22 protein-coding genes are annotated in these 20880 nt (G+C 45.5%); 16 read left to right on the top strand and 6 right to left on the bottom strand.

Features of this window, described 5'->3' with window-relative positions; all coding sequences use genetic code 11:
- The first annotated feature begins 27 nt into the window (after positions 1-27).
- The 11 genes from murA to QNH15_RS24860 all read left to right on the top strand — a co-directional run bounded on the left by murA (position 28) and on the right by QNH15_RS24860 (position 10533).
- Positions 28-1344, top strand: coding sequence for a UDP-N-acetylglucosamine 1-carboxyvinyltransferase (murA, locus tag QNH15_RS24910; protein WP_283891422.1), 1317 nt, complete (start codon positions 28-30; stop codon positions 1342-1344).
- A 264-nt stretch (positions 1345-1608) separates the two neighbouring features.
- The gene (locus tag QNH15_RS24905; protein WP_283891421.1) at positions 1609-3270 is read left to right on the top strand and encodes a M4 family metallopeptidase; all 1662 of its coding nucleotides are present in this window, start codon (positions 1609-1611) and stop codon (positions 3268-3270) included.
- Between the two features lie 133 nt (positions 3271-3403).
- On the top strand, positions 3404-4426 hold the full coding sequence (spoIID, locus tag QNH15_RS24900) for a stage II sporulation protein D (protein ID WP_283891420.1): 1023 nt from the start codon (positions 3404-3406) through the stop codon (positions 4424-4426).
- Between the two features lie 221 nt (positions 4427-4647).
- Entirely contained in the window at positions 4648-5523 is an 876-nt protein-coding gene (gene spoIIQ, locus QNH15_RS24895) for a stage II sporulation protein SpoIIQ (protein WP_488259959.1), read from the top strand.
- 473 nt (positions 5524-5996) lie between these two features.
- Entirely contained in the window at positions 5997-6263 is a 267-nt protein-coding gene (spoIIID, locus tag QNH15_RS24890; RefSeq protein ID WP_026677325.1) for a sporulation transcriptional regulator SpoIIID, read from the top strand.
- A 191-nt stretch (positions 6264-6454) separates the two neighbouring features.
- Positions 6455-7456, top strand: coding sequence for a rod shape-determining protein (mreB, locus tag QNH15_RS24885; RefSeq protein WP_283891418.1), 1002 nt, complete (start codon positions 6455-6457; stop codon positions 7454-7456).
- A 112-nt stretch (positions 7457-7568) separates the two neighbouring features.
- Complete coding sequence (locus QNH15_RS24880) at positions 7569-8387, top strand: flagellar hook-basal body protein (protein ID WP_283891416.1); 819 nt, start codon at positions 7569-7571, stop codon at positions 8385-8387.
- A 15-nt stretch (positions 8388-8402) separates the two neighbouring features.
- Positions 8403-9224, top strand: coding sequence for a flagellar hook-basal body protein (locus tag QNH15_RS24875; protein WP_283891414.1), 822 nt, complete (start codon positions 8403-8405; stop codon positions 9222-9224).
- Positions 9225-9238: 14 nt separating this feature from the next.
- A complete protein-coding gene (locus tag QNH15_RS24870; protein ID WP_283891412.1) occupies positions 9239-9547 on the top strand; it encodes a DNA-directed RNA polymerase subunit beta in 309 nt (102 codons plus the stop codon).
- A gap of 134 nt (positions 9548-9681) precedes the next feature.
- Complete coding sequence (fabZ, locus tag QNH15_RS24865) at positions 9682-10110, top strand: 3-hydroxyacyl-ACP dehydratase FabZ (RefSeq protein ID WP_283891410.1); 429 nt, start codon at positions 9682-9684, stop codon at positions 10108-10110.
- 216 nt (positions 10111-10326) lie between these two features.
- Positions 10327-10533 (top strand): hypothetical protein, encoded by a 207-nt coding sequence (locus tag QNH15_RS24860; RefSeq protein ID WP_283891408.1) that lies wholly within the window; start codon positions 10327-10329, stop codon positions 10531-10533.
- Between the two features lie 41 nt (positions 10534-10574).
- Here QNH15_RS24860 and asnB read toward each other — a convergent pair whose 3' ends face one another.
- Together asnB and QNH15_RS24850 are read right to left on the bottom strand one after the other, a co-directional pair.
- Positions 10575-12395 (bottom strand): asparagine synthase (glutamine-hydrolyzing), encoded by a 1821-nt coding sequence (asnB, locus tag QNH15_RS24855; protein WP_283891406.1) that lies wholly within the window; start codon positions 12393-12395, stop codon positions 10575-10577.
- Between the two features lie 175 nt (positions 12396-12570).
- Positions 12571-12843, bottom strand: coding sequence for a hypothetical protein (locus tag QNH15_RS24850; RefSeq protein WP_061973637.1), 273 nt, complete (start codon positions 12841-12843; stop codon positions 12571-12573).
- Positions 12844-13162: 319 nt separating this feature from the next.
- Between QNH15_RS24850 and QNH15_RS24845 the strand changes: the two genes are divergently transcribed.
- The 3 genes from QNH15_RS24845 to QNH15_RS24835 all read left to right on the top strand — a co-directional run bounded on the left by QNH15_RS24845 (position 13163) and on the right by QNH15_RS24835 (position 15520).
- A complete protein-coding gene (locus QNH15_RS24845; RefSeq protein ID WP_283891404.1) occupies positions 13163-14218 on the top strand; it encodes a processed acidic surface protein in 1056 nt (351 codons plus the stop codon).
- A complete protein-coding gene (locus QNH15_RS24840) occupies positions 14219-14896 on the top strand; it encodes a class D sortase (protein WP_283891402.1) in 678 nt (225 codons plus the stop codon). It begins immediately after the preceding gene.
- Positions 14897-15010: 114 nt separating this feature from the next.
- On the top strand, positions 15011-15520 hold the full coding sequence (locus tag QNH15_RS24835; RefSeq protein ID WP_283891400.1) for a GNAT family N-acetyltransferase: 510 nt from the start codon (positions 15011-15013) through the stop codon (positions 15518-15520).
- Positions 15521-15534: 14 nt separating this feature from the next.
- On the opposite strand, the gene padC is transcribed toward QNH15_RS24835, so the two are convergent.
- On the bottom strand, positions 15535-16047 hold the full coding sequence (padC, locus tag QNH15_RS24830) for a phenolic acid decarboxylase (RefSeq protein WP_283895755.1): 513 nt from the start codon (positions 16045-16047) through the stop codon (positions 15535-15537).
- 86 nt (positions 16048-16133) lie between these two features.
- Here padC and QNH15_RS24825 point away from each other — a divergent pair, with 86 nt between their 5' ends.
- Positions 16134-16679: a PadR family transcriptional regulator gene (locus QNH15_RS24825; protein WP_283891399.1), complete on the top strand. Its 546-nt coding sequence runs from the start codon at positions 16134-16136 to the stop codon at positions 16677-16679.
- A gap of 40 nt (positions 16680-16719) precedes the next feature.
- On the opposite strand, the gene QNH15_RS24820 is transcribed toward QNH15_RS24825, so the two are convergent.
- From QNH15_RS24820 to QNH15_RS24810, 3 genes are all read right to left on the bottom strand, one after another.
- The gene (locus QNH15_RS24820) at positions 16720-17412 is read right to left on the bottom strand and encodes an OmpA/MotB family protein (RefSeq protein WP_283891398.1); all 693 of its coding nucleotides are present in this window, start codon (positions 17410-17412) and stop codon (positions 16720-16722) included.
- A 6-nt stretch (positions 17413-17418) separates the two neighbouring features.
- The gene (locus QNH15_RS24815; protein ID WP_283891397.1) at positions 17419-18987 is read right to left on the bottom strand and encodes a hypothetical protein; all 1569 of its coding nucleotides are present in this window, start codon (positions 18985-18987) and stop codon (positions 17419-17421) included.
- 111 nt (positions 18988-19098) lie between these two features.
- Entirely contained in the window at positions 19099-20301 is a 1203-nt protein-coding gene (locus tag QNH15_RS24810) for an ROK family transcriptional regulator (protein WP_283891395.1), read from the bottom strand.
- A 129-nt stretch (positions 20302-20430) separates the two neighbouring features.
- On the opposite strand from QNH15_RS24810, the gene QNH15_RS24805 reads away from it, so the two are divergent.
- Positions 20431-20817 (top strand): VOC family protein, encoded by a 387-nt coding sequence (locus tag QNH15_RS24805; protein ID WP_061973651.1) that lies wholly within the window; start codon positions 20431-20433, stop codon positions 20815-20817.
- Positions 20818-20880 lie beyond the last annotated feature (63 nt).

Raw genomic sequence — 20880 nt, 5'->3', positions numbered from 1 at the left:
AGAAATTGGACGCGGAGGGGAATATCGTTGGAAAAAATCATTGTCCGTGGTGGTAGGCGGTTAGAAGGCTCTGTGAAAGTTGAAGGAGCAAAGAATGCCGTACTGCCTGTCATCGCAGCATCCATTTTAGCCAGTAAAGGCACAAGCACGATTAAAGATGTGCCGACCCTTGCTGATGTATATACGATTAACGAGGTTTTGCGTTATTTAAATATTGAAGTTAAGTTTGAGAATGGGCAAATCAAAGTAGACGCTTCCGGTACACTTAAAACAGAAGCTCCTTTTGAGTATGTCCGTAAAATGCGCGCTTCTTTCCTGGTAATGGGACCGCTTCTTGCGCGTGTCGGGATTGCTAGAATTGCTTTGCCGGGAGGATGCGCCATCGGATCACGTCCGATCGACCAGCATTTAAAAGGTTTTGAAGCTATGGGTGCCACTGTTAAGATTGGTAACGGGTTTATCGAAGCCAGCATTGATGGCCGTTTAAAAGGCGCGAAAATATATCTCGACTTCCCAAGTGTAGGAGCAACCGAAAACATCATTATGGCAGCTGCTCTTGCTGAGGGAACCACCATTATCGAAAACGTTGCGAAAGAGCCTGAAATTGTGTGCCTTGCGAACTACATCAACTCCATGGGAGGAAAAGTAGTGGGTGCAGGGACAGGAACCATCCGCATTGAAGGCGTGGAAGAATTGAATGGTGCCGAGCATGCGGTTGTTCCGGACCGTATCGAAGCAGGTACGTATATGGTAGCCGCTGCGATTACCGGAGGAAACGTATTGGTAGAAGGCGCCATTTCTGAACACCTTCGCCCGTTGATTGCCAAGATGGAAGAGATGGGAATCGAAATTAAGGACGAAGATAAAGGTCTTCGTGTAATCGGGCCAAAAGAACTAAAGCCTGTGGATGTTAAAACGATGCCGCATCCGGGATTCCCGACAGATATGCAATCACAAATGATGGCATTGCTTCTTCGGGCGAGCGGTACAAGTGTCATTACAGAAACCGTTTTTGAAAACCGTTTTATGCACGTGGAAGAATTCCGACGCATGAACGGCGATATCAAAATTGAAGGTCGCTCAGCTGTCATCAATGGCCCTGTTTCTTTACAGGGAGCTGAAGTTGCTGCAACAGACCTTCGTGCAGGAGCAGCCCTTGTTCTTGCCGGATTGGTGGCAGACGGCTATACACGAGTGACTGAGCTGAAACACATTGACCGCGGATACGTGAGATTTACAGAAAAGCTCCGTGATCTGGGCGCTGATATTGAGCGTGTCAATGAAGAGTCACCAAAAGTTGAAAAAGAAGAAAAATCGGTATCATTAAAATCTAATCTTGCATAATTCATATTGAGAGCTTCCCGCGATTTTTGCGGGAAGCTTTTTTATATGTCTGTGTCATGTCAATAGTGCCAATATCGCAGATTCTCGTTGTGTAAATACAGGGATATAGACTTAGGAGCAATTCGATGACAATTAGTTTAGTAAAATATAATCAAAATTTTTGGAATAGTGTGAATTTAAAAATAAATAGTGTACTATTAGATGGCAAGGCAATCTACCAAGTGGAATGCCTTGCCACTCTACTTAGAAAAAGGGGATACGATTATGAAGAAAAAGGCTCTGGCAGTAGGGTTATCAATCGGTATGGCAGCTTCTGTACTTTCTCCGGTAAGTTCGCTGGCTGCACCCAAAAATGTATTTTCAAGCTTCAAGGTCAGCCAGGAAAAAGGAACGCCGGAATTTGTTTCAGGCCGTTTGACTAAAGCTTCAGGGCACAAAGCGGAAGCGGTTGTACTGGGATATTTGAACCAGCAGAAGAGTGCCTATAAATTGGGATCACAAAAGGCTGAGGATTCATTTACCGTAGCGTCTAAACAGAAAGACAAGCTCGGATCAACGGTATTGCGACTTCAGCAAGTGTATCAAGGGGTTCCGGTCTGGGGCTCTACACAGGCAGCAGTAGTGGACAAGGAGGGCGTCTTGAAGGCGGTATCTGGTTCGGTGGCCCCAAACCTTGAACAAAAGAGTGGCCTGAAGAATACAAAAAAGATTTCTGCAAAGAAAGCCATTGCTAAGGCTGTAAGCGATTTAGGCTACACGCCTGATTATGAAAAAGCACCGACTGCCGATCTCGTTGTTTATACATCCGGCAATGAAGCGGTCTATGCCTATCTTGTCAATTTAAACTTCCTTTCTCCTGAACCGGGGAACTACAATTATTTTGTGGAAGCGGCAACAGGTAAAATTATAAATAAATATAACAATATTGATGAAGCTCACGGACAGCAGGCTGCCGGCAAGCCGGGCGGAACACTGACGGGAACCAATGCGACTGGAACAGGAAAAGGTGTATTGGGCGATTCCAAAACATTGAGGACCTTATTGTCCGGTTCTACGTATTACCTTCAGGATAACACAAGGGGAAGCGGAATCTTTACATATGACGGAAAGAACCGCCAGTCTCTGCCAGGCTCTTTATGGGCCGATGCGGATAATGCTTATAACGCCACATATGATGCGCCTGCTGTAGATGCTCACTATTATGCCGGCGTCACGTACGACTATTATAAAAATGTATTCGGAAGAAATTCCTATGACAATAAAGGCGGCGCTTTAAAATCAACGGTTCACTACAGCCGGAATTACAATAATGCGTTCTGGAATGGATCGCAAATGGTTTACGGAGACGGGGATGGAACGACTTTTGTTCCTCTTTCCGGGGGAATTGACGTTGTAGCCCATGAATTAACCCATGCGGTTACAGACACCAGCTCCGACTTGGTGTACCAAAATGAATCAGGGGCACTAAATGAAGCCATCTCTGATATCTTTGGTACACTCGTCGAATATTACGACAACCGCAATCCCGATTATGAGATCGGTGAGGATATTTATACGCCAAAGGTTGCAAATGATGCACTCCGCTCCATGAGTGATCCCACAAAGTATGGTGATCCTGATCATTACTCCAAGCGATACACAGGTACAAGCGATAACGGAGGCGTACACACAAACAGCGGAATTATCAATAAGCAAGCCTACTTGCTCGCTGTTGGGGGAACCCACTATGGCGTAACCGTTCCCGGCATTGGAAACAGCAAGCTTGGAGCCCTGTACTATCGTGCCAACACGGTTTATCTGACGGCAAATGCGACGTTCAGCCAGGCTAGAGCGGCTCTTGTTCAATCAGCGGTCGATCTTTACGGAGCCGGATCAGCAGAAGTGAACGCGGTAAACAAATCATTTGATGCTGTAGGTGTCTATTAAAATGCATGAAAGCCCTGCAATGGCTGCAGGGTTTTTTCTATGAAGCAAAACGATAGAGTAAAAAACAAGTTCTAATAGGGTGCTGTACTCCATAAATTGTAAAGATTAATCAAATTAGTGGAGGCCAGCCTGAATGTTCATACGACTGAAGCCGATCAGCTTCTTTCTCTCTATTTTTGTACTGGTTCTTGTTCTGATTCCAGCTCTCGTCGTGCTTCCCTATTCTTCCAAAGCGCCGCAATTGCTAGAAGCAAAGCCAAAGAAAATGCAGCAGAAATCCGTAGAAACGCTTTCTTCTACCCTGGCTGTTCCGGTATACCGGACAGTGGAAGAAAAGGTAGAGAAGGTGCCGCTCGAAGATTATGTAAAAGGGGTTGTCGCGTCGGAAATGCCTGCTGATTTTGAAATGGAAGCCTTAAAAGCACAGGCGCTGACAGCGAGAACCTATATCGCTCGTATGCTTGCGAACAAGAAGGATGTGAATCTTCCAGGCGGAGCAGCGGTCACTGATTCCATCCTCTACCAGGTGTATAAGAGCGATGATGAGCTGAAAAAGCTCTGGGGCAGTGATTATGAGAAGAAGATGCAGAAAATCACCAAGGCCGTAGCAGCAACCCGGGGAGATATTCTAACGTACGACGGACAGCCCATTTTCGCCAGTTTTTTCTCGACCAGCAATGGATATACCGAGAACAGTGAGGATTATTGGGGCACAAAATATCCTTATCTCAAAAGTGTGAAAAGCCCCTGGGACAAAAACACCCCTAAGTTTTCACAGAAGCAGGAGATTCCTCTTTTAGAGGTGGAAAGTAAATTGGGAGTTGGGATTAAGGACAATGGATTAATTGGTAAGGTAACCAACAGAACCGAGGGTAACAGAATTGCCAGCATCACCATTGGCGGAAAAACCTTTAAAGGAAAAGACGTCCGTGAAAAACTGGGGCTTCGTTCATCAGATTTCACCCTGACAAGAAAGGGTAACAAAGTAATCGCGGATACCAAAGGGTTTGGCCATGGCGTAGGCATGAGCCAATATGGTGCCAACGGAATGGCAAAGGACGGTAAGAATTATAAAGAGATCGTCAAGTATTATTATAAAGGTATCGCCATCACCGCTTATCATCCCCAGGAAGAACAATCCACCGTAAAAAAATAATCAAACCCGGCGCAATTGGCCGGGTTTTTTGCTGTACATCTCTTTGGAACAGGGGGTAAAAATCATCATTGATTTGTTGACTGAAGGGAAAGGGGCGAGACTCCTGGAACTAAAGTCAATCCCTCTTGAAAAAAGTCATGCATAAATTTCTTCCTTTTGTCGAAAAATAAATTCCGGAAATTTTTCATGCCAAAGTATATATTTTCTGAATTCTGTTCAGAATGGTTGCTGAGGTGATGATAAAAATGAAAGATGAAGAAAAGCAAACCCAAAAAACAGTTCCTCTAAAAGGGAGGAGAATGGGGAAATTCATGAAAAAACGTTGGGTATATCCCGCAATCTATCTCGCATTTGCTGCTGTCGTTCTGGCTTCTGTGCTTTGGTATCAAAACGATGCTTCCAATTCTAAAGATACTCCGAATGGTGCTTTCCAAAATAATGAAAAAGCCGTACCGGTCAGTGTTTCCAAGGAAGTTTTCAAAATGCCAGCCAAGGATCCAAAAAGCGTAGTCATCAAAAAAGAATTCTTTAACCCGGATGCATCAGCAAAAGAACAAGAAGCTGCTCTCGTATTTTATAATAATATCTACTACCAAAACAAAGGAATTGACCTGGCTACTGAGAGCGGAAAAACGTTTGATGTCACTGCTGCTATGAGTGGTAATGTTACAAAATCCGTGAAAGACCCTGAGCTTGGATATGTGGTAGAGGTTGAACATGCCAACGGCTTAATCACTCACTACTCTTCGCTTGCTTCCGTTAAGGTAAAAGAAGGCGACATGGTAAATCAAGGTGAAGTTGTCGGTGCTGCCGGCCAGAACCTGTATGACAAGGATGCTAAAATCCATGCTCACTTTGAAATCCGCAAAGACGGAATCGCCGTTGATCCTGTATCAGCGTGGAACCAGTCTGCTTCCCAAATCGAGAAGCAAGTGGACAAGCAAGAACAAGCAAGCAAAAAAGATGAAAAAGCTTCCGTTGAAAAAGAAAAGTCTGACGCTGCAAAAGACAGCAGCGCAGCTCCTAAGCAAAAACAGGAAAAAGAATCTTCTTCAACAAGCGAAAATACAAAAGAATCCTCAACCAATGATAATTGAGGAAAACCATAAGCAGCCTGCATAGCGCAGGCTGCTTATTTGTTGTTTGGCAGTCTTGCGATTATGAAAATGATTGGTTAAGCCTTCCAATGCTGATTGCCTCTGAACGCCTGATTCAGCTTTTCTTGATCTAGCTTCCAGCAGGCAGAGGCTCGATCATTTCAGTCTTTTTCAGAAAACAAAAAGCGTTTTATGAAAAAGCCTTCCAATGCTGATTGCCTCTGAACGCCTGATTCAGCTTTTCTCCTTGTCCCAGTTGAGATTTTGGCATATATGTCCGTTCGTCTTAATAAGATGATACAAAACCTACAATTCTTTTGAGGGTGAGCGGTGAGAAGACGTAGTATGGCTGCGGTGAGAAGGGGACGGGACACTCTAAACATCATGAAAAACACACACAAGGACAGGTCGCGTAGCTTGAACATAGAAGTCTCTATCGCATCTCTCACATCCAATTTGGGGAGGCGAGTGGTGTGCACGATTACATCAAAGAACGAACCATCAAGATAGGAAGGTATATCGTGGAGACAAGAAAAACCGTGCGTATGATCGCAAAAGAATTTGGTGTCTCGAAAAGCACCGTTCATAAAGATCTGACGGAACGATTACCTGAGATTAACCCGGATTTGGCGAACAATGTGAAAGAGATTCTGGAGTATCATAAGTCCATCAGACATTTGCGGGGTGGTGAAGCGACACGTGTAAAATACAAAAAAGGAGCGGAGGAAGTCGTCCAATAAGAGGGCTCACCTGAAAGCGGCATGCAAATCTGCATGCCGCTGAGTTATGCTTAAAGAAAATGTCTTAAAAAATTAACATATTTTTTCCCAGTTCAACAAAAGTTATGATAGAATGTTTTATTGGATAGAAATTCGAAAATTGACGAAATTTGTAAGATGTGCTGGTTGAAACATACAGGGAGGACTTTTGAATGTTTTCAAGGGATGTTGGTATTGATCTCGGTACGGCCAATGTATTGATTTATGTAAAGGGAAAAGGCATTGTACTGGATGAGCCATCCGTGGTCGCAATCGACACGAACACGGGAAAAGTGCTGGCTGTCGGTGAAGAAGCCCGAAGAATGGTGGGGCGGACCCCCGGCAACATCGTGGCCATCCGCCCGCTGAAAGACGGCGTGATCGCCGATTTTGAAGTAACAGAGCAAATGTTAAGACATTTTATTAATAAAATAAATGTAAAGGGCATGTTTACCAAACCGAGAATACTGATATGCACCCCTGCGAACATTACCTCTGTAGAACAAAAAGCCATACGGGAAGCGGCCGAGAAGTGCGGCGGCAAGGCGATTTATCTGGAAGAAGAACCAAAAGTGGCAGCTGTCGGTGCCGGAATGGACATTTTCCAGCCAAGCGGCAATATGGTCGTTGATATCGGTGGAGGAACAACGGATGTGGCTGTTCTGTCCATGGGTGATATCGTTACTGCCTCTTCGTTAAAAATGGCAGGGGACAAGCTGGACGGCGAAATCCTGAATTATATAAAGAAAGAATACAAGCTTTTGATCGGAGAAAGAACATCAGAAAACATTAAATTGAATGTGGCTACTGTATTCCCTGGAGCACGGGATGAAGAAATGGATATCCGGGGCCGGGACATGGTAACGGGGCTGCCGCGTACCATTACAATTCGTTCGGAAGAAATTACACAAGCGCTGCTTGAGCCGGTCATGATGATGGTGCATGCGGCCAAAAGTGTGCTTGAAAAAACACCGCCTGAGTTATCAGCGGATATTATTGACCGCGGTATAATTCTAACGGGCGGCGGGGCTTTGCTGCACGGAATTGATCAATTATTTGCACAAGAATTGAGAGTTCCGATTTTTATTGCTGAAGAGCCGATGAAAGCCGTGGCCAATGGAACAGGTCTTATGCTCGAACACATGGATAAATTGCCAAAGCGAAAATTCAAATAAATGATAATGTAAGCCCGCCAAAAAAGGCGGGCTTTTGTCTTTTTCCTTCACATTGAAAAAAACCTGCCGATACTAAACGTATACAGACTGTTCGGAAAGAGGAGGCTCGATTATGCTGAGAGGATTTTATACAGCAGCGGCCGGTATGATTGCTCAGCAGCGGCGGCAGGAAATGCTGAGCAACAATATTGCCAACATCAATACACCTGGCTATAAAGCCGATCAAACATCACTGAGGGCGTTTCCAACCATGCTGCAGCAGCAAATGGGAGGCACAGAGGGGGTGGCAGGTCAAAAGGCTGGGCAACGGCCGATTGGCAATCTGGCCACAGGTGTTTACGTACAAGATGCGGTACCGAATTTTGTTCAGGGAGACCTGCAGGAAACCGGCATAGGGACCGATCTCGCTATTTTGCAGGGATCACTTCCCGTGGACCGACAAACCGGAAAACCTGGCTCACTGTTTTATACTGTTGAGACGAAAGACGGAGAGACAAGATACACAAAGAACGGGCATTTTACGGTGGACACCGCTAATCATCTGGTGACTGCAGAAGGGAACATTATACTGGATGAGAAAGGAAACCCGATTACGGTATCAAGTGAGAATTTCACGGTCAGCCCGGATGGGACGATCCTCGATCAGGGCCGTAACGCAGGCAGGATTGGTGTTTCACTGATTTCGAATCCAATGGATCTCGTCAAGGAAGGAGACGGCCTGTTCAGGCTTACACAGCCCGGTTCAGCAGCCGTTTATACGGGGACCGGCTTTCAGATCAAGCAGGGATTTATTGAGCGCTCCAACGTGGACGCTGAGCAGGCTATGACAGATATGATGTCGGCCTACCGTTCATTTGAAGCCAATCAGAAAGTACTTCAGGCATATGACAGGAGCATGGAAAAAGCGGCGAATGAAGTGGGCAGAATCTGATAGGAGGATACGTTAGTGAACACATCCATCATTAATGCATCGGTAACGATGGGGCAGCTTCAGCACAAGCTGGATACGACAGCCAACAATATGGCAAACAGCAATACCACCGGCTTTAAATCAAGAGATGTTCAGTTTTCCGACCTGTTGTTTCAGCAGATCAACAACAAACTGGACGGACGGAATGAACAGGGACGGCTTACACCCGCAGGGATCCGCTCGGGCAGTGGAGCAAGGGTTGGCACTACCGGATTGAACCTTGAGATGGGGGCATTGAAAACAACAGACCGCGCGCTTGATCTTGCACTGGTAAAGCCTGAATTATTTTTTCAAGTTCAGGGGACGGGTACAGACGGTGAAGACAGTATTGAATATACGAGGGATGGAGCATTTTATCTGAAGCCAGGCAGCGGCAAGGGGGAGCTGGATCTTGTTACTTCAGACGGCAATGCGGTTATCGGCCAAAATGGACCGATTCGGATTCCTGAGAACTATAAAGAAATTTCTATTGGACAAAACGGGAATCTTTCGGTAACGTTAGATAATGGAAGGATCATCAACAGCGGCCGATTGGCACTGGTTGAGGCGGTCCACCCCCAGCAGTTTATCGCGGCGGGGCACAATTTTAGAATTCCGGCTGGTGTAAATACCAATCAAGTGGTACGGGCTGCAAACCCGGGCAACACGGACTTGAAGCAGGGCGCCCTTGAAATGTCCAATGTGAATGTAGGAAACGAAATGACGGAGATCGTCAATATGCAGCGGTCCTACCAATTTAACGCCCGCACCATTACGATGGCGGACCAAATGATGGGACTGGTCAACGGAATTCGTTAACAGGTGATGAAAAGATGGCTAACGAACTCAGCAGGGAAGAGTACCGTAAAAATAAAATAGAAGAATCCAGACAGAAGGAAGCGGTAAAGACAAAGAAACCGAATCCTCAAGAAAGCGAGAAGCAAGAGACGGAAACCGTAAAGTCAAGAAGACGGCGCTTCCCGATTTGGCTTCGCTTGATTGTTATTGCTGTTTTAATGGTAGTTTGCCTTATGGCTGGAGCAATCATCGGCTATTCCGTGGTAGGCGACGGGAAAGCTGGAGATGTCTTCAAGAAGGAAACATGGATGCATATTTCCGATTTGATTAATCAAAAAAAGTAATGAATCACAGATAGAAAGAGGGGGCTATAAACCCTCTTTTTTTGAGCCATTGGATTAACCTTTTTCAATCATGTATAATGTGCAGAGACACATAGAAAGCTAACTACGTAATTAGAGGTAAAGGAGTCATTTCCATGAAATTAAACATTGAACAAATTAAAGAAATTATTCCCCACCGCTATCCGTTTTTATTGCTGGATACGATTGAAGAACTGGAGCCGGGAAAACGTGCAGTCGGTAAGAAGAACATCACTGCCAATGAAGAAGTCTTTAATGGTCACTTTCCCGACTATAATATCTTTCCGGGCGTTATGACATTGGAAGCATGTGCGCAAACAGGCGCGGTGGCTCTTCTCTCCATGGAAGAATACAAAGGTAAGATTGCCATGTTTGCCGGTGCAGATAAAGTACGATGGAAGCGTCAGGTAAGACCGGGAGACACACTTTTAATGGAAGTGGAGCTGCTTCAAATCCGCAGAGGAATCGGCAAAGGCAAAGTGACAGCTACGATTGACGGAGAACTTGCCATGGATGCTGAAATTACTTTTGCAGTGGGAAAATAAAGTGAAGAGAGGGCCAGTAAACAGCGGTTTACGGCCTTTTTTGTCGTCTTTTTTTAAGCGCGTATCAATAACTTTAACCTACTGTAAAGCCTGTGTAAGGTATTGGTAAATCGGGTTTATACCTTGTTTTTTCTTGATATAGTAGGGATAGAACCGCTGATGATCAGGTGTAGCGTGGCGGTTCCAATCTGAACTGATCGAAGGGAGAACGATGGGATGAACAAAAGCTTTTTAATGAAAATTGGGGCTTCTCTTTTGGCGATTATGTTAATGACAGCTTGTAACAGCAACAGCGACACCGAAAAACAGGATTCCAGCACAGGAACAGAACAGAAGGTAGATGACGAGAAGAAGGCTGACCAGACAAGCACTGACAGCGAAACAAAAGAAACAGGTACAGATACTGAAAAGTCTGATCAATAAATGTTAAAAAAGCACGCCCGGATAAGGGCGTGCTTTTTCATTTATACAAGCTTGATGTGATAGTCTTTCAGCCATGTGTTGACATGAATCAAATATTCCATCAGCTTGGTGGCCTGTCCTTCACTGATTCCTGTTTTACCTTCTGCAATCGCTTTGATTTTTGAAGCATCAACCAGGGAATTAACCGGCGCATTGCTGTCATTTACGATGTCCAGCAGCCAGTTCTTGATTCCTCCGAAGTAAACAGGATCCTGTGCGGTTGGATACGCACTCTTCCGACGGTTTCTTACATCATCCGGAAGGTAGCCTTTTAACGCACGGCGAAGAATTCCCTTCTCGATGTTATCCACGCTTTTGACTTCCCATGGAACGTTCCAAAGGTATTCCACTAAACGGTAGTCGCAGAATGGCACCCGAACTTCAAAACCGACGGCCATGCTCATGCGGTCTTTACGGTCGAGCATGAACGGCAGGAAGCGGGTGATAAACTGGTATGACATCCGGCGCTGTTTGGCGCCAATTTCACTTTCACCCTTCAGTGCCGGAACCTCGGCCAGCGCCTCCTGATAACGGCGGTTTGCATAAGCCTCCGGCTGAATGGAACGAGTGGCTTCTTCCGAAAGAATGTTGGAGAAATAGCCTCTGCTCTGGCGCCAAGGGAACGTGGTGCCATTCAGGAATTCGTCCTGGTGGAACCAGGGATATCCACTGAAGACCTCATCAGCGGATTCTCCGGATAAAGCGACGGTTGCATCCTTTTTCATCTCTCTGAACAATAAGTAGAGAGACGTCTCCATTTCACCAAGTCCAGGGAGATCCCTTGCATACATCGGCTTCAAAAAGTTATCCAGCAGATCATTGGCGCCTAGAACGGTGGAATGGTGTTCAGTTCCCACATGCTCAGAAACACGCTTAACCCATGGTTCATCAAGTCCCAGGTGAAGCAGATCCGTTTGGAAGTGCTCTGCGCTGTTGGCAAAGTCGATGGAATAGGTGTGAAGAATTTTTCCTGCCTCTTTATAGTCCTTTCCTGCCAATGCGGTCAGACCGCTGGAATCCAGTCCGCCCGAAAGCATGGAAACAAGCGGAAGATCTGCAATCAACTGACGGTTTACCGTATCTTTAAGCAAGGCCTGAATTTTTTCAGCGGTTTCTTCTACAGTATCGGTATGCTCTTTGCTCTCAAGTTTCCAATATTGACGCACTTTGGTTTGATTGCTTGTAAACGTGATGCTGTGACCGGCACGCACTTCTTTTACATCTTTAAAGACACCAACTCCGGGTGTTCGCATAGGTCCGAGGGCAAACACTTCTGCAAGCCCCTGTTTATCGACCTCCGGCTGAATGTCCGGGTGGGCGAGGAGCACTTTCAGCTCGGAACCAAAAATAATGGAATTTCCTCTTTGGGCATAAAAGAGAGGCTTCACACCAAGGTGATCCCTGCCCAAAAACAGCTTCTGTCTTTTTTCATCCCAGATGGCAAATGCAAAAATACCATTCAGATGATCCACACACTCTTCTCCCCACTCCATATAAGAATGAAGGAGAACTTCTGTATCGGATTGGGTGCGGAACGAATGTCCGCGTCCCTCCAGTTCCTTTTTCAACTCTAGAAAATTGTAAATCTCACCATTATAGGTTAACGCGAGTGTTTGATCGCCTTGCTCATGAAGCATCGGCTGCAGTCCGCCTTTTGGATCGATAACGATCAGGCGGCGATGGCCAAAAACGGCACGAGGTGAAAACCAAAAACCATCTGCATCAGGTCCGCGATGTTCAATCGCTCCCGTCATATCCCGCAAAATGGATTGTTGTCGAGAAATATCTTCTGACCAGTTAATCCAGCCTGCAATACCACACATACTAACATCTCCTTGCATGATTTAATGATGCAAGTGCAATGGTAACATCAATTGACGTTTACGTAAACGTGAACTAAGAACTATTTTTAGAGATTGAAAACCGTGTTTGCCATACTTGTGCTGTACTCCGCAATAGTCCGATGTGAGGAAAAAGAAAAACCGCTCTTGCAAGCGGTCAGTCTCTTGAATATTTGGCCAGGATTTCCTCGCGGGTGTCGGCGCCTTCCACTCCTGACCGTATAGCTGAAACGAGCAGGTCATACTCATCCTTGGTAATTTCCGCAACCGAATTTTTGGGAAAGATATAAGGCTTGCCGATATCCTTGGTATCCAGCTCATTCATTAATTCGATTTCATCTTCCTTTTCCCTGCATTGGATGGGATCGAAGGTAAAGACTCTGCCGAATTCATCTTTAAACTCTCTATTCATATTGATAAAATAACGCAATGAACATTCTCCTTTCTATCCATTTCCTGTCTTACTAGTCATACCCGGTTTGATGGATTTGGAGACATAAAAAACTATAAAACTTTTTTTCAAATCAGGGATAAAAAGCGAGATTTCGGGAATGATAGAAGTACCCCCCTTTTTTATATATCTTTTTGTCCCCGCTTCCTTATGAGGCGGCTTTTTTTTGTTTCTTTCTGGTTTCTTCCTGGCTCAATTCCCTATTATTTACCTATTAAATAGGTCTAAAGAACCATGTAATAAAATCGTAATAATTTATACTAGGATTAGGAAACTAAAACATATTCAGGAGGAACAAATGAAGAAGATTTTATTGAGCTTGCTGGCTGTTCTCTTAACCTTTTACTTTTTGCCTGCAAATGCATTTGCGGCGGTAAAGGATACGGATCTTACGGCCTATCTAGCAGAAATCAGCAAGGAACGCGGCTATGAAATTAGCAAAGAAGACTATGAAAACTACCTTTCCGATTATGCTGACAGCAGCCTGTCGGACTTTAACACAGTTGATGAACTAAAAAATTTCTTAGGGCCTGTGATCAAAAGCGACAACAGCAACCTTGATGAAATCTACAGCCAATATGATTTGAACGAACAACAGTTTAAAGATCTGTTGGCAAAGAATGGGGAACAAATTGAGGATTACGTTTATGTAGATGATCTTGATTTTGCTGTCTCCAGTCTAATGTATGACGATTCTGCCGATTCAGATGAGATGCCAAGCGAAGAAGATCTTGCAGCCATCGAACAGGAAATGCAGGGCGCTTTGGCGGAGATTGACCTGACACCAGAAGAGATCGATAACTTGATGAACCATCTGCTTTCCCTTGAAAAGGATCTCAATAACCCGGAAACTGAAAAACAATTGATGGCCATTATGGACCGTATGGCTGCCATAGATTCGGATCATCCGACAAAGGCACAGATTCAGCAGGTTGGACAGGCATTTGAAGATCTGCTGTCCATCTTTCAAATGAAAGCTAAGTTTTATATTGTTGATGGGAACAAGAAAACAGCTGTGACTGCAGCGGAACTTATGCAGATGACCGTGTTGGAGGGAGATTACCTTTTAATCGAGCTTTATGACTTAAAAGGCAACCTTTTGGCAGATATGAAAATCACGTCTGATATTGCCAAGGGCAGTGCCGGGACAGTAGGTCAGGTATCAAAAACGGTAGAAAAAGCAGTGGCTTCTGCCCCGCAGAAGCCGGTTAAAGCACCAAGTCAAAAAACGCCGCGCACCGTAAATGGCGGAAAATTGCCAAAAACGGATTCCAACAACCTGGATGGCGCGCTGGCAGGATTGGCCATTATTGGAGCCGGATTATTTCTATACCGCAGAGCAAGGATGTCATAAATGACCGAGAGAAATCAAATGGAAAGAAGACGCCGGAAAAAAGGGCTTCTTCTTTCTTTTTCAATCATTGTCATTATACTGGGTGTCGGCATCTTTTCGAAATATCTCATGGAGTATTCCAGAGGATATTTTGCTGGTGAAAAGGTAGAGCCCAAAGCATATGCCCAGCATAAAAAGGAAGCTGACAGGGGCAAGGAAACGGCCAAGGTGACGAAGAATGAACCGGTCCCTGCCAAGGAAGAACCGCTGTATAAAAAGAGACCTGAAATCGGAGAGAAGATGGGCACTCTTTATATACCAAAGCTCGAAGCCAGGCTCCCCATTTACCATGGAACAAACGAGGATGAACTGGCCAAGGGAGTCGGACATTATAAGGGAAGTGTTCTCCCCGGGGAAAAAGATAATTCTGTTCTGTCAGGACACCGTGACACGGTATTCCGAAGCCTGGGAAGGGTCGGAAAAGGAGATACGCTGGAAGTGACAACGTCCGCCGGCACCTTTACCTATAAAGTAAAAAAGGTAAGGATTGTTGATAAAGACGACCGGACGATCATTGTGCCGAAGCCGCGTGCGGTTTTGACGGTCAGCACCTGCTACCCGTTTGATTACATTGGTGCAGCGCCAAAGCGATATATTCTGGAGGCCTTTTTGGTTTCATCACAAGTAAGCAAATCATAACGCATGCGAGGGGTGGTATCATTTCCCTTCGCTTTTTTGTTTTGTCTGGAGAAAGTAAATTTTGATAAAGTAATAGAGATGCGAAAGATTTGATTCTAAACAGGAGGATACACCATGGTACATATTCGGGATGCCCTTCTTCGCGATTTACCCGCGTTGTTGGATATTTATAATGAAGCCATCCGGACATTGACGGCTACCTTTGATCTGGAGGAGCAAACATTGGAGCAACGAAAAAAATGGTTTGAAAAATACGGGGGTGCTTTCCCGCTGATCGTTGCCAAAGTGGACGGAAAGGTTGCCGGCTATGGCTCTCTCAGCCCTTTCAGGGATAAAGAAGCCTATGCCCGTACGACAGAAGTGTCTCTGTATATCTCATCAGAATTTCGGGGCCAGGGCATTGGGAAAGAATTAATGAAGGAAATTCTTCAAAGGGCCCGCAATCTTGGTTACCATACGGTAATCGGGGGGATTACAGGAGGGAACGAATCAAGCGTTCGCCTGCACAAACGTTTCGGCTTTGAATTTGTTGGCTGTTTGAAGGAAGTAGGGCACAAATTTGATCGGTGGCAGGATGTCCATTTTTATCAGCTTATATTGGATACTGAAAAAACGAAGGGATAGCACCCTTCGTTTTTTTATTTCAGCATTTTAAGTTTTCCGGCACGAATGTCGTCAGTCATTCCTTCGTATGGAGCTTGGGCTACCACGTTTTCATTGTTTACGCCGGCATTTTCAATAAATGTGATATCCGCAAATTCAGGAACCACATATTTTGGATAGGTTTCATAATTCTCACGGGACTCATGCATAAGGTCAATGTGATCGTTTTGGTAGCAGACCGTAATCTCTGGATGTTCATGAACCCATTTTGGAAAGAAGATGACACCATGCATACGTTTTTCTTTTGGCATAAAGTTCAGCGATACATCTGTACCTGTCGGCTCAGTCCATGACACCTTGTAGACATCCTCTGTTAATTTAACGATGTTGACTTCCTGATTTCTGACCCAGCGGCCGCCAACCATCCCGCTATGAATACGGTAGTCGATCGTATTTTCGTTTTTAATATACATTTCATATTCCCACCCGTTTTCATAGGTGTAGATCATATGACTTCCGATAAATTTATCTAAAAAAAACCCTCCTATATTATGTTTTATTGAACATGTAACTATTTACATATTTAATATAACGCTATGGTATAATAGTGTCAATCATTTGAGTGGAGGCTAATATGAGAGTACTAAAATACGCCATATTGGGTTTATTGGATAAAGGCCAGTTAAGCGGGTATGACATTACCAGTAAGTTTAAAGAAGAGATCGGACATTTTTGGAGCGCAAAACACAGCCAGATATATCCTGAATTGAAAAAGCTGGCAGAAGAGGGATTTGTCAAATATCAAATCGTCATTCAGGGGACCAAGCTGGAAAAGAAAGTGTATTCCATTACAGAACTTGGTAAGACGGAACTGCATGAGTGGATGAACCAATACAGTCCGATTCCCGAGACGCAAAAAGACGAATTCATGCTGAAGGCATACTTTGTTTCTTCCATGTCACCGGAAGAAGCCAAACAGCTGTTTGAAGACCAGATGGAAAAAAGGAAACAAACGGTGGCGTTTCTGGAGGAACGATTTCAGGAGTTTGAAGGAAAAGAAGAGCCAGTCTCTTTTTCTTCTCCGGATTTCGGACATTATCTCGTTCTTAGCCGGGCGCTGGAACGGGAAAAAAGCTATATCTCGTGGCTTGAGCGGATGATCAAGCGAATCGGAGGCTGAATGTGCAAAAAACGAAAGGCGGGAGTGCCTTTCGTTTTTTTTACTGCTGATTCACAATGTCCTTGAGTTTGTTTTGCCATTTGTTATCATCCAAAATGATCTGAAACGAGATCCGGCGGTTTTTTTGCAGAGCAGCAGGTGAGCTTCCCTTGGCGATCGGCTTGTATTCGCTGTATCCGGTGGCAGCGAGATACTGGGCATAGGGAAGGCGTGAGAGTTTCGGATTGTCTTTTGCCAGGTATTTTACGACGGCGACCGCCCGTTCTGTAGAGAGGGACCAGTTGTCATACGGAACGGAATCGGTATGGCCTTCTACCAGAATAATATAAAGATATTTACTCATGTCTTTTTCATCGATAATCTCCGCGAGCGCATCAGCCAGGGGGTTAAGAACCTTCTTCCCCTTATCGCTGACTTCTGCGCTTCCCGTATCAAACAGAATATTGCCCTCGACCGATATGGTATTGTTTGGCCCACGAACCACTTTATCTTTCCCCACATTTTTTTCAAGCTGTTTTTCGATCAGGTCCGAAATGTGCTTTTTCACATCGGCCACCTGGTGAAGCTCCTGTTTGATCTGTGATTGGTCATACGCATTATAAATGCTCTGAACGTACGCAAGAATGGCGATGAAAATCATGATGAGCACCATCATGGCCATCATATCGGTAAAGCTGGGCCAATAGATTTCTTCCTGGTGCTGTTCGGCAAACACATCTTTACGGGCACGCATGATTCATCACCGCCTTCTTGGTTCGTGCGAGCTGATGAGCCTTGCCTCATGTTCCCGGTTATCATAGACCGTCTGATTGTCCACGGCTGTCTGGTACATTCGCTGAAGCAGCTGGTACATGTCCCCAAGCGTCCGGTTGCTGCTGGTGAAGTCACGCGACAGTCCATGAAAAAGGTTCTCCAGTGTCCGGGCAAGCTCCCGCATGTCATCATTGCGCTGAGGCTGGGATTGCTGGCTGAGCTGCCTTTCCCTTTCCAGTACGTGGCGGATTTGTTCCACAAAATCCCGCTTGATATGCTCAACCGCATTATAGAATCCTTTTTCAAACTGCTGTACGGAAGAGGCAAAATCGGCGGCGGCCCTGCCGTATTCCCCTTGCTTTTCAGAATAGCGATAGTACCATTCTTCCTGTTTCTGGCCCAGCCGGTTTTCCAGGTTTTCATGCTGGCTGACATAATGCTGAAGCTGCTCCTGCATCACCCGGGTGAGGTTGCCGGCAAACTCCTCCGAACGTCGCTGGGATTCGACAAGCATTTTATCCGACCGCTGGATCAGCTGCTCGAATTTTTGCTGCCCGGCATTTTGGCGTTCGGCTCCTTTTTGGAACTGCTGTTCAATTGCTTTGATCTGTGAAGTCAGGACACTGATGCTTTGATCCACCGCTTTATGCATGCTGTCCTGTTTTTCGGTGGTTTTTTGAAGCTGATTCCCGAATTGCTCGAGTGTGCCGGTGGAAGCGGCAAACGACTCGCTGTGCAGCCGCTGCGCATGCAGAATGCCTTTTACATCCTCCATGGCCGTTTTCAGCCCGGCTGTAAATTCGGTCATCGAGCTGCCGAATTCACCCACACTTCGCTGGAAGCTTTCTTCGATTTTCACTGCAAGTCGGTCGAGCAGACGTTCAGCTGAATCCTGGGGCTTTTCCTGCAATAAAAGGCTGTTGAAGGCATGATCAAGGTAAACCTCACAGTCCGACATGACTTTTCCTTGAAGGTACGTAAGGGAAGAGCCGCGGGAGAGGAAACCGGTTTGAAGAATATTGAGAATCAGAGCTCCGCCGATCCCTGCGATACTCGTAATAAAAGCAACGCTCATACCTTCAAACGGAGCAGTTAACGAGGAAATGATCGAATTCATGGTCATGGTCGGCCCGCTGGCGGCATTTCCAAGTCGGAACAGTGTATCCTGCATGGAAAGAAGGGAAAGGGTGAGGCCGATAAAAGTACCCAGCACCCCGAGTATGATGGTAAAAGCCGGAAGCTGCTGCATCACTTTTTGAATATTGCCCACAGGAACACGCATCAATCCGACCAAGGGAATGCGCTCCTGAAAGAGATGTTTTTCAATTAAAGCTTGTGTATTCAGGGACAATACACCAGACAAATGATATTGGCGATAATCCGAGCATACACGCTGGATCCAGCGGGAACGCGGCTGCATTGCAGTCTGGGTTTCAAGCTCCTGAAGCTCTCTGATCCAATTTTTCAGTCTATACCCTGTCTGGGCGTAACCAATCAGTCCGGTAAGGACCAAAATACCAATCAATCCAACAACGGCACTTGTTAACAAATCCATGCTGTCCACCCCTCCGTTTCCATACAAGCATATGAAGGGCAGGCCCTGGCTAGTACACCGGGTTTACGCGCAAAAGCCCGTTACCTGGCCGGAAACGGGCATCTTTTCGACTTACTGTATGGAGAAAAGCTCAGAAAGCAGGAGGGAAACCGCGCCAATAGCGGTGGCTTTATTTCCGAGCCCGGAGAGCCGGATATCGGTTTGCTTTGCCCGTTCTGTCAACGCCATCTTTGCAATCGTTTCTTTTACCGCGTCCAATAGAATTTCACCGGCATTGGCTACACCTCCGCCAATAATAATCCGTTCGGGATTTAGCAGGTGGATCAGGTTGATTAAGCCGATGCCGAGGTAAATCCCTGCAGAGTGCAAAATGTCCCTGCTCAGTTGATCTCCCTCCATAGCAGCTTTGTGAATCAGGCGGCCGCTGATATTTTCCAGATTTCCACCCGATAGTTCAGTTAACCGGCTTTCTTTTCCGATGGCCACTTCTTTTTTGGCTTTTTCGGCAATCGCGGGGCCTGCAGCCAGCGTCTGCAAACAGCCATAATTTCCGCAGCTGCACTGTTTTCCGCCAATATCAATCGTCATGTGACCAATTTCTCCAGCAATAAAATGTTCCCCGTGAAACAATTGTCCATTTATGACGATTCCTGCCCCAATTCCGCTGCCGACATTTACGGCAACTACACTGGCTGCGCCGCTTCCGCTGCCGAACCAAACTTCACCCAGAGCAATCGCTTTTGCATCATTTTCCACCTTTACAGGAAGGTTAAAGGTTGTTTCCAGTTCATCTTTTATAGGAATATTTCTTAAATGGAGATTCGGGGCATAGAGCGATATTCCCCGGTCGACATCCACAACACCGTGCATGGCCACACCAATGCCGATGATTTTATCTTCTTCCTCTTTGTACTGATCCAAAAGCCCCTGTATTTCTGATTTCATCATTTTTAATAGCTCATCTGCCGTAACAGGTAGCGAAAGGGCTTTTTCACTAAAATGGTGGACGCCGCCATTTAAATCAGTCAGTATGGTTTTAATATCTTTTGGCCCTGCGTCGAGCCCAATGACATAAAAGCTTTTTTCATTGATGACCAGCATGGTCGGCTTTCGGCCGCCCTGTGACTCTCCCTGAATGCCTTCCTTTATAAGACCCGAATCGATCAGTTCTTTTACAATAGAACTGACAGTTGGGGGCGTCAGCTTTGTATCCTTGGCAATCTGCGCCCGGGAGATCGGGCCCTCCAAACGGATTCGATTTAAAATAATACTTCGATTCAACGATTTCATGAATTGAAACGTACCACGTTGCATGGCTATGACACCTCAAGTTAATTTAATTAATTAACATATAGTATACCTTCTTTTTATCATTATGGATAGAAAGAGATGGGTTTGATAAAATTTACTTAACAGATCATTCAATGGATTGGAGGACTGAGTTTGGAAATTCGGCGGCTGGACCACTTGGTTTTGACGGTAAAGGATATAGAAAAGACCTGTGAATTTTATTCCAGAGTGTTAGGCATGAAGGTAGAGACTTTTCGACAGGGAAGAAAAGCGCTTACGTTCGGGATCCAAAAAATCAATCTTCATCAAGCGGGCCGGGAATTCGAACCAAAAGCTGGAACGCCCTTGCCAGGCTCTGCGGATTTGTGTTTTATCACGGATATCCCTTTAAACCATGTGATAAAACACCTGGAAAATCATGAAGTATCGCTGCTCGAAGGACCGGTGGAAAGAACGGGGGCCGAGGGACCGATTACTTCTGTATATATTCGTGATCCGGATGAGAACCTGATTGAAATCTCCAATTACATCGAAGGCTGAAAAACCGGGAAGCTCTCCCGGTTTTTTATTGTAAAAATGGTGTCTCTGGGTATGCAAACCTTT

Origin of the sequence: Fictibacillus enclensis (genome assembly GCF_030123385.1) — a bacterium.
Taxonomy (GTDB): Bacteria; Bacillota; Bacilli; order Bacillales; family Fictibacillaceae; genus Fictibacillus_C; species Fictibacillus_C enclensis.
Note: the sequence above shows the minus strand (reverse complement) of the source record. Positions and strands in the feature narration are given on the sequence as shown.

Bases quoted from the DNA above. Each gene is read 5' to 3' on its own strand.
- QNH15_RS24835 (WP_283891400.1), top strand. From the start codon at position 15,011: ATGGTACATATTCGGGATGCCCTTCTTCGCGATTTACCCGCGTTGTTG.
- QNH15_RS24860 (WP_283891408.1), top strand. From the start codon at position 10,327: ATGAACAAAAGCTTTTTAATGAAAATTGGGGCTTCTCTTTTGGCGATT.
- mreB (WP_283891418.1), top strand. From the start codon at position 6,455: ATGTTTTCAAGGGATGTTGGTATTGATCTCGGTACGGCCAATGTATTG.
- QNH15_RS24845 (WP_283891404.1), top strand. From the start codon at position 13,163: ATGAAGAAGATTTTATTGAGCTTGCTGGCTGTTCTCTTAACCTTTTAC.
- spoIID (WP_283891420.1), top strand. From the start codon at position 3,404: ATGTTCATACGACTGAAGCCGATCAGCTTCTTTCTCTCTATTTTTGTA.
- spoIIQ (WP_488259959.1), top strand. From the start codon at position 4,648: ATGGTTGCTGAGGTGATGATAAAAATGAAAGATGAAGAAAAGCAAACC.
- QNH15_RS24820 (WP_283891398.1), bottom strand. From the start codon at position 17,412: ATGCGTGCCCGTAAAGATGTGTTTGCCGAACAGCACCAGGAAGAAATC.
- QNH15_RS24810 (WP_283891395.1), bottom strand. From the start codon at position 20,301: ATGCAACGTGGTACGTTTCAATTCATGAAATCGTTGAATCGAAGTATT.
- QNH15_RS24825 (WP_283891399.1), top strand. From the start codon at position 16,134: ATGAGAGTACTAAAATACGCCATATTGGGTTTATTGGATAAAGGCCAG.
- QNH15_RS24815 (WP_283891397.1), bottom strand. From the start codon at position 18,987: ATGGATTTGTTAACAAGTGCCGTTGTTGGATTGATTGGTATTTTGGTC.
- asnB (WP_283891406.1), bottom strand. From the start codon at position 12,395: ATGTGTGGTATTGCAGGCTGGATTAACTGGTCAGAAGATATTTCTCGA.
- QNH15_RS24840 (WP_283891402.1), top strand. From the start codon at position 14,219: ATGACCGAGAGAAATCAAATGGAAAGAAGACGCCGGAAAAAAGGGCTT.
- QNH15_RS24880 (WP_283891416.1), top strand. From the start codon at position 7,569: ATGCTGAGAGGATTTTATACAGCAGCGGCCGGTATGATTGCTCAGCAG.
- QNH15_RS24870 (WP_283891412.1), top strand. From the start codon at position 9,239: ATGGCTAACGAACTCAGCAGGGAAGAGTACCGTAAAAATAAAATAGAA.
- QNH15_RS24905 (WP_283891421.1), top strand. From the start codon at position 1,609: ATGAAGAAAAAGGCTCTGGCAGTAGGGTTATCAATCGGTATGGCAGCT.
- fabZ (WP_283891410.1), top strand. From the start codon at position 9,682: ATGAAATTAAACATTGAACAAATTAAAGAAATTATTCCCCACCGCTAT.